This is a genomic window from Deferribacter autotrophicus (assembly GCF_008362905.1).
Taxonomy (GTDB): Bacteria; Chrysiogenota; Deferribacteres; order Deferribacterales; family Deferribacteraceae; genus Deferribacter; species Deferribacter autotrophicus.
Map to the genome: position 1 here is coordinate 206,221 of NZ_VFJB01000006.1, position 14,709 is coordinate 220,929.

14 protein-coding genes and 1 riboswitch are annotated in these 14,709 nt (G+C 33.0%); of the genes, 6 read left to right on the forward strand and 8 right to left on the reverse strand.

Annotation, left to right across the window (positions count from 1 at the left end; all coding sequences use genetic code 11):
• Position 1 precedes the first annotated feature (1 nt).
• On the reverse strand, positions 2-355 hold the full coding sequence (locus FHQ18_RS08735) for a cytochrome c3 family protein (protein WP_149266788.1): 354 nt from the start codon (positions 353-355) through the stop codon (positions 2-4).
• Positions 356-541: 186 nt separating this feature from the next.
• Here FHQ18_RS08735 and FHQ18_RS08740 point away from each other — a divergent pair, with 186 nt between their 5' ends.
• The 3 genes from FHQ18_RS08740 to hcp all read left to right on the forward strand — a co-directional run bounded on the left by FHQ18_RS08740 (position 542) and on the right by hcp (position 4,476).
• Positions 542-2,137 (forward strand): multiheme c-type cytochrome, encoded by a 1,596-nt coding sequence (locus tag FHQ18_RS08740; protein ID WP_149266789.1) that lies wholly within the window; start codon positions 542-544, stop codon positions 2,135-2,137.
• A gap of 62 nt (positions 2,138-2,199) precedes the next feature.
• Entirely contained in the window at positions 2,200-2,703 is a 504-nt protein-coding gene (locus tag FHQ18_RS08745; protein ID WP_149266790.1) for a hypothetical protein, read from the forward strand.
• A gap of 141 nt (positions 2,704-2,844) precedes the next feature.
• Positions 2,845-4,476, forward strand: coding sequence for a hydroxylamine reductase (gene hcp / locus FHQ18_RS08750; protein ID WP_149266791.1), 1,632 nt, complete (start codon positions 2,845-2,847; stop codon positions 4,474-4,476).
• A 24-nt stretch (positions 4,477-4,500) separates the two neighbouring features.
• Here hcp and FHQ18_RS08755 read toward each other — a convergent pair whose 3' ends face one another.
• From FHQ18_RS08755 to FHQ18_RS08785, 7 genes are all read right to left on the reverse strand, one after another.
• Positions 4,501-6,423, reverse strand: coding sequence for a cytochrome c3 family protein (locus FHQ18_RS08755; protein WP_149266792.1), 1,923 nt, complete (start codon positions 6,421-6,423; stop codon positions 4,501-4,503).
• 183 nt (positions 6,424-6,606) lie between these two features.
• Positions 6,607-7,899: a sigma-54-dependent transcriptional regulator gene (locus FHQ18_RS08760; RefSeq protein WP_149266793.1), complete on the reverse strand. Its 1,293-nt coding sequence runs from the start codon at positions 7,897-7,899 to the stop codon at positions 6,607-6,609.
• Positions 7,880-8,869, reverse strand: a complete 990-nt coding sequence (locus tag FHQ18_RS08765; RefSeq protein WP_149266794.1) for a sensor histidine kinase — start codon at positions 8,867-8,869, stop codon at positions 7,880-7,882. Before FHQ18_RS08765 ends, FHQ18_RS08760 begins: the two co-directional genes overlap by 20 nt.
• Positions 8,778-9,284 (reverse strand): hypothetical protein, encoded by a 507-nt coding sequence (locus FHQ18_RS08770; RefSeq protein WP_425457901.1) that lies wholly within the window; start codon positions 9,282-9,284, stop codon positions 8,778-8,780. The genes FHQ18_RS08765 and FHQ18_RS08770 overlap by 92 nt, the downstream gene beginning before the upstream one ends.
• Complete coding sequence (locus tag FHQ18_RS08775) at positions 9,281-9,478, reverse strand: hypothetical protein (protein WP_149266796.1); 198 nt, start codon at positions 9,476-9,478, stop codon at positions 9,281-9,283. The genes FHQ18_RS08770 and FHQ18_RS08775 overlap by 4 nt, the downstream gene beginning before the upstream one ends.
• A gap of 47 nt (positions 9,479-9,525) precedes the next feature.
• Entirely contained in the window at positions 9,526-10,266 is a 741-nt protein-coding gene (locus tag FHQ18_RS08780; RefSeq protein WP_149266797.1) for an ABC transporter permease, read from the reverse strand.
• A complete protein-coding gene (locus FHQ18_RS08785) occupies positions 10,263-11,114 on the reverse strand; it encodes an ABC transporter ATP-binding protein (protein WP_149266798.1) in 852 nt (283 codons plus the stop codon). The genes FHQ18_RS08780 and FHQ18_RS08785 overlap by 4 nt, the downstream gene beginning before the upstream one ends.
• A 64-nt stretch (positions 11,115-11,178) precedes the next feature.
• Positions 11,179-11,348, forward strand: a riboswitch (cobalamin riboswitch).
• Positions 11,349-11,440: 92 nt separating this feature from the next.
• On the opposite strand from FHQ18_RS08785, the gene FHQ18_RS08790 reads away from it, so the two are divergent.
• Genes FHQ18_RS08790 through FHQ18_RS08800 form a run of 3 tightly spaced genes read left to right on the forward strand, consistent with a single transcriptional unit; the run spans position 11,441 to position 14,683 of the window.
• Entirely contained in the window at positions 11,441-12,775 is a 1,335-nt protein-coding gene (locus tag FHQ18_RS08790; protein WP_149266799.1) for a cobyrinic acid a,c-diamide synthase CobB, read from the forward strand.
• Between the two features lie 4 nt (positions 12,776-12,779).
• The gene (locus tag FHQ18_RS08795; protein ID WP_149266800.1) at positions 12,780-13,748 is read left to right on the forward strand and encodes a sirohydrochlorin cobaltochelatase; all 969 of its coding nucleotides are present in this window, start codon (positions 12,780-12,782) and stop codon (positions 13,746-13,748) included.
• On the forward strand, positions 13,745-14,683 hold the full coding sequence (locus tag FHQ18_RS08800) for a FecCD family ABC transporter permease (RefSeq protein ID WP_149266801.1): 939 nt from the start codon (positions 13,745-13,747) through the stop codon (positions 14,681-14,683). The genes FHQ18_RS08795 and FHQ18_RS08800 overlap by 4 nt, the downstream gene beginning before the upstream one ends.
• Positions 14,684-14,709 lie beyond the last annotated feature (26 nt).

Sequence of the window (14,709 nt, forward strand, 5' to 3'; positions counted from 1 at the left end):
CCTATTTGTACTGATGAACTTTATGAACTGTAAAACTGTGAGCTATGTGGCAGCTTGAGCAGGATTTGTCTTTGGCGAGGTTATTTTCAACTTGAATGGAGTGACAGCCGATACATGTTTCGTCTGCAGGTTTGGCTTTGAAGTTCTTTTCATCTCCGTGGCATACACCACATTCTACTCCAACAAGCCCGTGAGCACTTTGATTCCACTGCTTAACCACATCCGGTGTTACATCGGTGTGGCAGCTCAAACAGGTGGAATCTGCCATATCTTCCGGGTGTTGGTCTGAATAAACATTAAATACTAGTAAAATGGTAATAAGTAAAAAGGTCAAAATAAACACTTTTGTTTTCATGGGCACCTCCAAATTAACGTTATTTGTAGTATGCTCTAAATGAAGTAAAAAAGAGTAAAAAGTGGTAAAGCTATTGTAAAAAATGTAAAGAAAAAATTTAATGTTTTTACAACGAAATGAGAACTTTTACATTTTTTTTAGATGGTGAAAGATATATTTTGATTAGAATATTTTCAGGAGGTGTTTATGCGTAAGTTAGTTCTTTTTTGTTTGTTTCTTTTATTTGTAAGTAGTGCCTTTGCCCTTGATATCAAAGGAATTAGCGTGGATGCTGAAAGTGCAAAGTGTATTACTTGTCACCAAGATATGAATATTGCCACAAAAGTTCATGATCAATGGGCAGAAAGTGCACACGCAAAGAACGGTGTTGGCTGTCTTGATTGTCACGAAGCTGAGCAGGGCGACTTTGATGCAATCAAACACTATGGTCAATTTGTAGCGACTCATCCAACTCCAAAAGATTGTGCTAAGTGTCACGAAGAAGAAGTTGAGCAGAATACCAAGAGTAAGCACGCTTATCCTTTCTGGCTTTATGCTCCAGCTGACAGAGCTGTTTTCGAGCCAATTGTTGGTACAAAACAAGGTTGTGAACAGTGTCACAACGTATCAGCATTTTGGCCAGATGGTAGTGTGGGCGAGTGTGATGTATGTCACTCTAAACATACCTTCGATTTAGCTCAAGCTCACAATCCATATACTTGTGGTGAGTGTCACTTAGGTCCTGACCATCCACAAATCGAGATTTATATTGAGTCTAAGCATGGTAACATTTTTACTACAAGAATGGCTCAAGGTAAGTTGAATTTGGATTATAACACCAAGAAAACAGGTGATACTCCATTAGATTTCCCTGTATGTACAACATGTCATATGGATGCTATTAACGGATTGAACAGTACTCACAACGTAAGTGAAAGATTGTCCTGGGAATCTCAAGCACCATGGAGTTACAGAACAATCTGGTTTGAAGAAGAACTTGGTAGCTGGAAAGATAAGCAGGAAAGAATGAAAACTGCATGTAAAGCATGTCACGCTCCAAACTTCGTGGAAGATTACTTCCTTGTATATGACCTTGTAAACCTTCAGTACAACGAAATCAGAAGAGCTTTTGTTTACTGGACAAAACTTTACGAGAAAAAAGGTTTAATTAAGCCTCTTAAGGCTAAAACATCTAATGGTGATGTGAAAAAATTCTCTAATACTGTAATAAATGCTAGCTGGTATACAACAGCATCTGAAATTATGTACAATTCATGGCATCATGAAGGTAGAAGATTTAGAATGGGTGCTGGTATGCAAGGTGCTGACTATGTTCAGTGGCATGGTATCTGGGAGTTGCAGCACAACTTACAAGAGATGATTGCTTGGGGTGCTGAGCATGGTGTAGAAGAGGCTAAGAAAATTTATGAAAGTGATAGCCCAACTAAATTCTATCCATACAAACTCTATGACTTCCCTGGTGGATTATACGGACTTTACACAGAAGAGCAGTATTCTGTTCCTGCGCTTTACAAACTTATTCCAAATTATTGGGAAATGGTGAAGGCTAATGTTGAGCAAGCATACAAGAAAGGATTCTTGACTAAAGCAGAGTGGGAAAGATGGCTTGAAAGGTACAACAACAGAGATAAATATCTTGGTAAGAAATTCGGTAAGCATAAAATATTCGAAGATTACAAAAAGAGAAAGGCTAAAGAGCTTAATTTGAAAGATAAAAATTCTGCTCTTTACAAAACAATCAAAATAGGTTTACCTTCACCAGCAATAACTGATGTAAAATAAGAGATTTAGGGGAGAGCTGATGCTCTCCCTATTTTTATGATTAACTGATTAAAGGTGTGAAAATGAGAAAAAAATTTTTTTATATTTGTTTAGCTCTTTTAATTTTTAGTGTTAATTTATTTGCTCAGGTAGTGGCAAAAATTGATGACTTTAAGATTACTGATGATGTTTTGAAAAAATATGTAGATGAAGTTGCAGGGGAAAAATATAAGAATTATTTGAAGTCTGATTCCGGTAAAAGAAAGTTAGCAGAATATTATATCAATAGGTATGTGTTATTAAAATATGCAAAAGAAATTTATAAAGAGGAAGATTTAAAGAAATTAAAGCAATCTCATCCAGAACTTGATACTGATACACTTTACTTATTACATCTTATAGATGAAAAGATTAACAAACAGATAAAAATCGATGATAAAGAATTGGAAAAATTTATGAAATCTAATGGCATAAGTAATAAAAACAGCGCTTATGCAAATTTGTTAACAATCAAAAGAAAGAAGATGCTGGATGATTTGTTGAATAAACTTAAACAAGAACATAATATAGTTTTTAATATAAATTAATACAGCAAAAGCCGGGGTTTCCCCGGCTTTTTTTTATATTTAATCCGGAGAAAATTTATCTTTTTTTGACTCAAATCAATTATATTATGTTATAATTATCTATATATAAAATCATCAAAACTAAATAAGGAGGTAAAACGTATGTTTTGTTATCAGTGTAGTGAGGCTTTGAAAAATCAAGGTTGTACTGTAAGAGGTGTTTGTGGGAAGGATGATGAAGTAGCAAGTTTACAGGATCTTTTAATTTATTCTGCAAAAGGGTTAGGTTATCTTCTCAATGAGGGAAGAAAAAAAGGTATTAAAAATGAGAAAGCTGATCTGTTTGTACTTGAAGCGCTTTTTGCTACAATTACTAATGTTAACTTTGATCCTCAGAGATTTGTTGATTATGTCAATCAATCAATAGAAATCAGAAATGAATTGATTGATCAGATTAAACCTGAGGGTAATTTGCCAGATGCAGCTACATTCAAAGTAAATGGTAAAGAGGATATGCTTGCTAAAGCGGCTGCAGTTGGGATACTCTCAGAGGAGAATGAAGATATCAGATCTTTGAATGAACTTCTCATTTATGGTTTGAAAGGTATTGCAGCTTATGCTGATCATGCTTATGTGTTGAATCACAAAAGTGAAGAGATTTTTGAGTTCGTAGATTTTGCTCTTGCTGAAACGTTGAGAAAAGATATCTCTGCTGATGAACTTATCAATCTTGTTTTGAAAGCAGGTGATGTAGCAGTTAAGACGATGGAGTTGCTTGATAAAGCAAATACTTCAAGATACGGCAACCCTGAAGTTACAAAAGTGTATACAGGACTTGAAGAAGGTCCAGCTATCCTTGTAAGTGGTCACGATTTGCTTGACCTTGAAGAGTTGCTCAAGCAAACAGAGGGTACAGGCGTAAATGTTTATACTCATGGTGAAATGCTTCCAGCCCATGCTTATCCTGAGTTTAAAAAGTATAAACATCTTAAAGGAAACTTTGGTACAGCCTGGTTTAATCAGATTCATGAGTTTCCTGAATTTAACGGTGCAATTCTTTTCACAACAAACTGTATTGTTCCACCAAAGGATTCTTATTTTGACAGACTTTTCACAACAGGGCTTGTGGGCTGGCCAGGTGTGCCACACATCCCAAACAGAACAGATGGAAAACCTAAAGATTTTACACCTGTAATTGAAAAGGCAAAAGCTCTTGGCGGATTGAAGCCGAAAGAAGGTAAATATATAACAATTGGTTTTGCTCATGAACAGGTAATGCAAGTTGCTGATAAAGTAATTGAAGCAGTTAAATCTGGTAAGATTAAGAGATTTATAGTTATGGCAGGTTGTGACGGTAGACTTAAAAAGCGTGAGTATTACACTGAAGTTGCTAAAAAATTGCCTCAAGATACTGTAATCTTGACAGCTGGTTGTGCTAAATACAGATATAATATGCTGGATCTTGGTGATATTGATGGTATTCCAAGAATTCTTGATGCTGGTCAGTGTAATGATAGTTATTCTTTGGCTTATATTGCATTGAAGTTGAAAGAAGCTTTTGGACTTGATGATATAAATGATTTACCAATTTCTTACGATATTGCATGGTATGAGCAGAAGGCTGTGGCTGTGCTTCTTGCACTTCTTGCTCTTGGTGTAAAAGGTATCAGGCTTGGGCCAGTTCTTCCTGCGTTCCTTTCACCAAATGTAGCTAAGGTACTTGTGGAAAACTTTGATATCAAACCAATAGGTGATGTAGATTCAGATATTGAAGCAATGCTTCAAGGAAAATAAAAAAGCGGGGAATTTCCCCGCTTTTTATTTGAATGATTCTAATAATTTTTTTGCCGTTTCAATATTGTGAGGAAGAATTTTTCTAATTTTCTCTAATTCAGAGACTTTAGTTTTATCTTTCTTGAATTTCATTTTTAATGTGTGAATTTTTGCATATAGTAGATTATATTCATTGAGAGTATTTTCATATTTTTGCTCATCAAAAGGTATTGAAAAATCTATTCCTTTTACATCCCAAGCATTTTTCACATAAACAAAAGGTGCAAAATCATCTATATGTCTACCTTTTACAGGAATAATCTCACTATATTTAAAATCGCCAAACTCTATCCCATTTTTACCAGCTTTGATAACATAAGAGCCATAGAAAGGTTTTTTTACATCTGTTTTTACAGTGTAGGCAAACCAACTTGTTGCAATTTGTTCATGGCTTGAATGACAACTGTTGCAATTTCTCCCTTTACCTATTGCATGTGACATTTTATCCATTTGAATCCAAGCAAGCATATTATCGTTGTTTTTTAATCCCTTAAAAATTCCTGTTATTATATACATATCATTAACTTCATCAGGTTTTCTTTCTATTACAAATTCTTTAGGTTCACCAATTTCTGTTTTACCTTTAACAATAGTTTTTTTGATTTCTCTGACCATGAGTCCAGTTTTTTCTACATTACCTTTAATGTTCATAACAGCCATAGGGTATGGTTTGACAGGAATCCATTTTCCAGTAGCCGGATGCTTAACTAAGGTTGGTATACTTCTTACGCCATAGTACTGTTTATGTTTTGCAAAGTAATTGAACTGACCTTCTGAAATACCGGGGCCCCAGAAAGTAAACTGATAAGCACCTACTTCTTGAATATGACAGGATGAACAGTCAACATTTTTATGGTTATTACTTGTTTTTACTGCCTCAACAATTTCAGCGTGGCATTTTGAACATGATTCTTTAGCATCAATTGAAGCCAAATGCCCATAGCTATGATTTTTCATCTTATGACAGTCTGTACAGTTTATATTATTCTTAGAATGAACATCAGCAGGTAATTCTCCATATGGAAATGCAAATTCTTCACGCATATACCCAGCTCCCCTTCTTCGATCCATAGGCCCAGCATGACAAATTGTTCCTTTCCCGCTACCGTAACAACTTAGATTTTCTACTTTCTTAGTGAAAATGTGTCTCGCTTTAGATTTTTTATAACCTTCATAGTGACAATCATTACAACTTGCGTGACATTTATTGCACCCTCTATTTTTCCCATCATTCATCAATTGGGTAAAATCTTTTGTACATTCATTTTTTATCTGTTCATAATTGTCTCCCCACCATACTCCGCAATTTTGTGGCCCAGGAGGATTTTTTCTCCAGTTTGTAAAAGCTCTCTGATATTTATTTAATCCCATTCCAGATTTATTATAGTCAGTAAATTCCTGTTCATGGCATTTTCCACAAGTTTCTTTAGCAATTTTAGGTGAATAAGCAAAAGTTTTTGGATCGTGATCGTGATAGAAAAGTTGCATTAATTTTTTAATTCCATATTTTTGCTTAGCTTCATTAGTTGGTTTTCTCAGTAATAGTTTTGTCCTATTTTTACCTTTTGGTTGGATAGGATCATAATTTGTTACTTCTCTTCCTATTGCTTCATATTTGTGTTTTTTTCCGATTGCAGCATAAAATGGTCTTGGCATACCTTTATGGGCTTCATTTTTATCCATAGTTTGATTGTTACCCAGGTGGCAATCAACACATGTTGGGGCACCTTCCATATTTACTTCTTTGTCAACTTCTACCGGATCAAGATACATTTGGGGAGATCCAAGTTTTTCTAACAATTTCTTGTCTGAATGACATTTAACACAGGTAGAATCTGGATCGTAACCATATGATAATGTGGCAAAAGTTACAATAAATAAAATTAAAAAAAACAACGATTTCTTCATAATAATTTACCTCCTTTCAAATTAATTTATCTTTTTAAAGCAATAAAAATGCCATATTGATTTTTATTTTGAAATTTAGAAAGTTAATAATGACAACAAGTTATAAGAGGTGGATTTTGGTGTTGTTATTTTGTGTTGCAATTTGCAAAATGAGTGTTGCAAATTGCAACACAAAGAATAAGTTTAAATTATTTTATATTCTTTTAGTTTTCTATAGAGTGTTGATCTATCTATTTTTAATATCTCAGATGCCTTTTTTTTATCAAAATTAGTATATTGTAATACTTTCAAAATATGTTCTTTAATTACTTCATCTAGATCTTTCATGTCATTATTTGAAGAACGTTTTTCAATAATTATAGATGAATCCGTTATATATGAACTTGTTTCAATAATCATTGCTCTTTCTATCAAATTTGAAAGTTCTCGGACGTTACCAGGATAATCATATGCCAATAAAGATTTTTTTGCTTCATCGGTAAAGTCAATGATTTTGCTATTTAAAAGTTTATATTTTTCTAAAAAATAATAAGCTAAAGGTATAATATCCTCTTTGCGTTCTCTTAATGGTGGGATCTTAATATTTATAACATTTATTCTATAAAAAAGATCTTGACGAAATTTATTTTCAGCAATGAGCTTTTCAAGGTTTTTGTTTGTTGCAGCTATTATTCTTACGTCACTTGTTTCACAACATTCACTTCCAAGAGGAAAGAATTCTTTACTTTCTATAAAACGTAGAAGTTTTGCTTGTATACTTAGTGGCACTTCACCTATTTCATCAAGAAAAAGTGTGCCACCGTTAGCTAATGCAATTAAACCTTTTTTATTTTTATCTGCTCCGGTAAAAGCTCCCTTTTTATAGCCGAATAGCTCACTTTCAAATACGGTTTCTTGTAAATTTGCACAATTAATAGAAATCAGTGGTTTTTTGTTTCTCCTACTATTTTCGTGAATATACCTAGTGATCAACTCTTTTCCAGTTCCGGTTTCACCACTTATTAGAACAGTAGAATCAGAAGATGCGACTTTTTTGGCAAAATTTAATGTTTCTTCCATTACTTTTGAAACAAAAACTATTTTATCTTTATCAGTTTGTGAGTGTATTTTTTGCTTAATATTTATTGTATCTTCTATTTGTTTTAATTTTATTTTAAGAATTTCTGTATCAATTGGTTTGAGCATATAATCGGAGGCGCCTAATTTTATTGCTTCTACAGCTTCTTCCACAGTACCATACCCTGTAATCAATAAAATAAATGTATCGTTTGATATTTTTTTTATTTTTTTCAAAAGTTCCATTCCTGATATTTTTGGAAGTTTGATATCTGAGATTACAACATCAACGAAATTATTTTCAATATATCGTAAAGCAATTTCAGGGTCATAAAAACCTTTTATATCAAATAGATCGTTTAAGCTGCGTATCAAGGTACTATTTAATACTTTGTTATCTTCAATCAGAACTATTTTCATAATGTCTAAACCTTATTATAAATTTTGTCCCAACATTTTTTTTAGATTGTATATCTATTTTTCCATTGTGGTCATTTATTATTTTATAAACTAAAGAAAGACCAAGACCTGTTCCTTTTTCAGGAGATTTTGTAGTGTAAAACGGATCAAATATTTTATCCAATATCGATTCATCTATGCCTTCACCATTGTCTTCTATTTCTAATATTATCATATCATTATCTCTTTTTAAATTAATTTTTATTTCTCCATAATCTTTAATTGCATCAATGGAATTTAATACAATATTAAGTATTGCTTGTTGGATTAGTGTGCGATTTCCTATGAGTTTGCAACTTTCTAAATCCAACTTAAAGTTAATTTTGCTGGAGTCTTCCTGCAAATAAGTTACTATTTTTTCAATAACATCTTTAAGATCAATTACATCTCTAATATCGCTACTTGTATATTTTGGGTCTAATAATTTTAGATTGTTTATTATTTCTACGCATTTTTTTGCTTCCTCTTTAATTGTTTTTATATCGTCAATATTTATGGTACCATTATTGTTAAAATCTTTTAACAGAAGGTCGCAAAGTAGCAGTATTGAATTTAATGGTGAATTAAGTTCATGGCTAATTCCTGCAGATAATAATCCAATGGAACTGAGTCTGTTTAAAAGTTCCATTTTTCTCTGTTTATCTTGAAGTTCGTTAATATAACCTTTTAGTGACTGAGCCATGTTCTGAATAGAAACAGCAATTTCCGTTAATTCATTACTCATATTTTTGGTATCTATATGAAAATCCAAATTACCAGAGCCGTAAATGTTTAAAGCGTCTTTTATATATTTTATAGGTTTTAGAAATCTAGAGCTAAAAATTATTGAAACTAAAATACTAAGAAAAATAGAAAAAGATAATATGGCAAATAAATTCTTTTTTAGAACATTTAAAATATTGAAATAAATCAAAAGCCATAATATTACCATTAATATTTATGATTCCAGATTTTTTCTCTTTTATAATATTAAAGTATTTATCTCCATAAATATTTTGAAAATAATATTTTGTGTTGTATTGGTTTGCAAATTCATAATATTTATTTTTATGAAACAAAAATATTCCGTTTCTTTTACTATCTTTTGAATTAATTTCCACTAAAAATGCAAAACCTTTTTTAGGATTAATTTTGCTTATGAACTCACCAAGCTTCAATCCCCAAAAATTTATTATTAAGTAACCTTTTTTTTGTTTATCTATAGGGATTGGAATCATTGTTCTTATCATAGCAGGACAAAACTTAGTTGTTTCAGGAAGTTTGCCTCTTTCGAAATTGGATAAAAGAATATCATTTACGTTTGATTTAGATATTTTTTTAAAAAAATGTTTTTGTGATATGTTTATTGTTGATAAGTAATATCTTTAATGTTTTTTAAAAAGGCATTAATCGATTTTTTAGATTCTGAAGTTAGGATTTTTGCCTGATTATTTATTTCCTGTTCAATAATTATTTTTGAATGATAATAATTAAAATAAGTGGATAATAACAAGGTTACTGTAATTAATGAAATAATATATAAAGAAAGTTTTAATTTCATCTTCGTTATTAAAAGGTGTTTTTATAAAAATGTCAATAAATTGGTTTTTAAACGGTTTCAATATGATGAATAATCTTTTTCGATAGATAAATTAATATTAATATAATTAGGAACATATATAATAAGTTAGATATATTGATAGAGCCTTGTAAAAGTGAGCTTCTAATCAGTTTTGTGGAATAAGTAAGAGGGAAGATATAAGCAATATATTTTACAAACAAAGGCATTTTATCCACAGGGTAAAATGTACCTGAGAGAAATATCATTGGAGTGATTACAAAGGTATTTACACTAAATTGGTCACCATGGTTCTTAACAATTAAAGCTACGATAAATCCTAAAAGGGAAAATGCAGTGAGATGCAGTAAAATTGAGATCATAAACAGAATGTTTATATTCAGATTCACGCCAATTACAAACCCATAGATGATTACTATCACCGTCGGGATTAATCCTTTTGTAATGCCATATAAGGTTTCACCTGCAACAATTTGCCATTTGGGGATTGGAGCAAGCAGATATTCATCAAATACTTTAAAGTAGAATCTTGAAATATTGATTTCTGTAGAAATTCCATAAGCTTGGTTCATAGAGCTCATTGTAATAAGACCGGGTATTAAAAAAGTGATATAATTATAACCATCAATTTGAGAATTTCTGCCTACACCAAAACCGAATGCTAGAAGGAACAAAAGGGGTGATATGGAGCTTGAAAGAATCACTTTCCAAAATCTGGATTTTAAAATAAAAAGTTCTCTTAAGTAAACTCCTATGACCCCATTTATCATATTTCTATTTTTCTCCCGGTTAGCTTTAAGTATACATCTTCAAGGTTTACTTCTCGAATTTTTGCAGAGTAGACGCCGTTTAAACTGTTTAATCTTTCAAGAGCTTCTTTTTTACTGTTAAAATACTCTTCTACTGTTTTGTTATCTTTGAAGATTTCAAGGGTGTATTTTCCAACTTCGTTTTTCAACGATTCAGGCTCACCTTCTTTTATTATTTTACCGTTGTCAATGAAATATACATAGTTTGATAAAGTCTCGGCTTCTTCAATGTAGTGGGTCGTTAAAATAATGGTGCAACCTAGTTTTATATTAATACTTTTTATAAAATCCCACAAATGCCTTCGCGTGGCAGGATCTAATCCCACAGTCGGCTCATCAAGAAACAGAATTTTTGGTTCATGCAGGAGCGCTCTTCCAATTACAAGTCTCCGCTTCATCCCTCCTGAAAGCTTTCCTGCCTTTTTATCTTTATGTTTAGAAAGCCCGGTAAAATGAAGCATTTCGTTTATTTTATTTATTCTTTTTTCCTTGTTTATCCCATAAAGGATTGAGTGTACTAGCCAGTTTTCAACCACTGTGAGGTCTCTATCCACATTGTTGTGCTGAGGAACAACACCAATCAATTTTTTGATTTTGTTATTTTTAGGGGTAAAAGGGGTTTTATCGTAGAATATCTCTCCTCTATCTTGCTTTAACAATCCTGTAAGAATGTTTATTGCTGTAGTCTTACCTGCTCCATTTGGTCCAAGTAAGGCTGTGATGGAGTTATGTTTTACAGTGAAGCTAACACCTTTTAATGCTTTGGTGTTTCCAAAACTTTTTTCAAGATTTATCACTTCTATTTGCATAGGGTTGAAAATAAATAAAATAATTCTAAGTTGCAAGAAAATAATTGCAAAAACCACCATTTTATTTTATGATTTTTTTAGGCACAAGGGAAGTCCGGTGAAAATCCGGCGCTGTACCCGCAGCTGTGAGCTGGACGAAAGCCCTTTATGCCACTGCCAGTCCGTGGGCTGGTGGGAAGGCGGGCGAGTAGGATGAAGGCGAGCCAGAAGACCTGTGCCTCACCCGGCCATAGTCGGGTGTGAGCGTCCCCGGGTATTGGGACCGGAGCGCTTGAACTTTCCTGTTAACGGCTCTCCGGTCTCAATTTATGAGACTGGAGAGTGTGATGGATAAAAAAGCAGTTGTCATATCATCTGATAGAAGCGGTTCCGGTAAAAGTAGTTTTTCCATATTTTTATCCAGATTTTTTTCCAATCAACAATTAAAAGTTATCCCTTTTAAATGTGGACCGGATTATATTGATACGTTGCATTTAAAGTATGCTTCAAAGAACTATGCCTACAATCTTGATACGGTTTTGATGAATCGTGAAAAGCTGAAGTACAGTTTTACCAAAAAATTACTTGAAAATGACGTGGCCGTTGTTGAAGGGGTCATGGGTTTTTATGATGGTGTGGATTTTAAAAGCTTTTACGGAAGTACATATGACATAACTAAAACACTAGGTTTGCCTGTAATTTTTATACTTGATGTTTCGTCAACTTCATATACCGCCTCTGCAAGATTAAAAGGACTAGTTTCATTGGTAGATAATATAAATGTGGTCGGCGTTATTTTAAACAAAGTAGGTTCCACAAGGCATGAGTCAATGGTTAGAAATGCTGTCGAATATCATACAGGTGTGGAAGTCCTAGGTGCTGTTCCTAAACTAAAAGAGATAGAAATAGCATCGAGACATCTTGGTATAAAAACTGCCATAGAGATGGAGAAAGATTTTTATGAAAAACTTGTGGGAGAATACATTAAATATGTAAATGTGGATAAGATAGTTGATAAAATTAGTTATATTCCAGAACAAATTAATATTCATGATTTTACCTATAACAAGCAAAAGAAAGTTGCCTATGTTGCTTATGATGAAGCTTTTAATTTTTATTATCATGACAATCTTGATTATTTGGAAAATAATGGATTTAAAATTAAGTTTTTTTCACCTTTAGAGAACGAAGTCCCTGACAATCCGGATTTTATCTATATTGGTGGTGGATATCCCGAACTTTTTGCTAAAGGGTTGGCAAAATGTATAGAAGTGAAAGAAGCTATTAGTTTATTTGCAAAAAGTGGTGTCCCCATTTTAGCTGAGTGTGGTGGGATGATGTATTTATCAAAAGGGATTTTTACGGATGACGGTTTTTATGAAATGTGTAATCTGTTTGATTTTACTGTGGAGATGACGAAGAAAAGACAATCCCTTGGTTACGTAAAAGTAAAAGCAATGATTGATACCTATTACTTTGAACAAGGGGAAGAGTTTGTTGGGCATGAATTTCATTATTCCAGAATTAAAGAGAGTAAAGAGGATTTTGTGTTTGAAGTTCACAAACTGACAGGGGAAGAGAGGTCTTTTGACGGATTTTACAGGGGTAATGCCCTTGCATGTTATACACATTTTCACTTTTTAAGTGAAAACAGTATAGTAAAAAATTTAATAAGGGAGTAGTTTTATGAGAAAGTTTTTGGTTTTTATGTTATTAATTTTCTTTTCAGGAGTTTGTATGGCAGGTATGGGGGCAAAAAAAGAGGATAAAACAGCAATTGTAATTGCAAGTTTTGGTACCACTTATCCATCAGGACTTAAGTCTATTATCAATATCTTAGACATTGTAAGGGAAGAATTTCCAAATACCGAACTGAGAGTAACTTTTACGTCCAATATTATCAGAAAAAAATGGCAAGAAAGAAGTAAAAATCCTAAAAAGTGGCTAGAGCAGGGAGTGCCTGCAGAAATCATAAATGTAAAAGGAATTGTGGCAACATTGGGACAACTATCTGATGAAGGATATAAAAATATAGTTATTCAACCTACACACATATTCCATGGAGAAGAGTTTTCAGATGTTCTTGAATATGCAAGAGGGTTAAATTCCATTAAAACAATTAAAGAGAGATGGAAACCTTTTAATAAAATTGTAGTGGGTAGACCTGCTTTAGGTACTTATGGTGATAAGTATGATTATCATGAGGATATTAAAGAGGTTGTAAAAGCATTGAGACCGGATATCGAGCTTGCAAGAAAGTATGATGCCGCCCTTGTGTATATGGGGCATGGGAATGAATATTATTCCACAGGTGCATATATTGAAACAGAAGAGATGTTTAATGAGATGTATCCTGATGTGAAAACTTTTATTGGGGTTGTTGAAGGATATCCTTCTCTGGAGATTGTTCTTAGAAAATTGAAACAGAGTGGTAAAAAGAAGGTGGTTTTAAAGCCTTTTATGGTGGTGGCAGGTGATCATGCCAGCAATGATATGGCAGGAGACGAGCCTGATTCCTGGAAAAATATATTGCAGAGAGAAGGGTATAAAGTGATACCTGTTATTGAAGGGCTTGGTTCTAATGATGCCTTTGCAAGAATTTTTGTAGAGCATCTTAAAGATGCTGCAAGGGATGGTGGAATTATTCTTAAATGAGAAGAACATTGGTTACTCTGTTTTTGACAGTTGTAATTGTTATTTTTGCTCTTACAAATGGGGCTGTTAAGCTTAATGATATGAATCTTAATTTAATGTTAAATATAAGATTGCCGAGAGTTTTAATGGCATTTTTGGTGGGAGCCATGCTTGCGCAAAGCGGTTCCCTCTTGCAACTATTATTGAGAAATCCTCTTGCCGACGGATTTACTACAGGTATTTCATCGGCTGCAGCATTGGGTGCAGTTACAGCCATAGCGTTAGGATTTAACTTTTTTTTTATCCCTTTTGTTTCTCTTTTTTTTGCTATTGTAGGTTTAATGATTGTTTTTAAGGTGGGTAGCAGTGACAAATCTTTTCATTTTACCACAATTATTCTGGCAGGGATTGTGTTGAATATCATATGTTCTTCATTTATCAGCTTTTTGAAATACTATTTTGATGAATCTATTGGTACAGTGGTTTTCTGGTTGATGGGTGGTTTTTACGGTGTAACATATTCTAAAATAACTATTCTAGCTTTTGTTACGATTGTTCTTTTCTTTTTGAGCTATAAAAGTGCTTATAAATTGAATATTCTTGCTTTTGACGACCTTACGGCAAATTCCCTTGGGGTAAATGTGAAAGGGATGAGAAAAAAGTTTTTTGTAGTTGCAGCCATGTTGACTGCAGTGGCAGTTAGTTTTAGCGGTATCATAGGTTTTGTGGGATTAATTGTACCTCATATTGTAAGAGGTATTTTCGGTGGAGATATGAAAACCAATATTTTGTATTCCACGCTGTTTGGAGCAAATTTTCTGCTTTTTGCAGATACAATTAGCAGGATAATTATTCCTTCAGGTGCCGAATTGCCTGTGGGGGTGGTGACTTCATTTCTTGGCGGACTTTTTTTCATATTTCTACTCAAATATAAATTGAAGCGGGTTTGGTACTAGATGAGTGTAGATATTATTTCAGAATT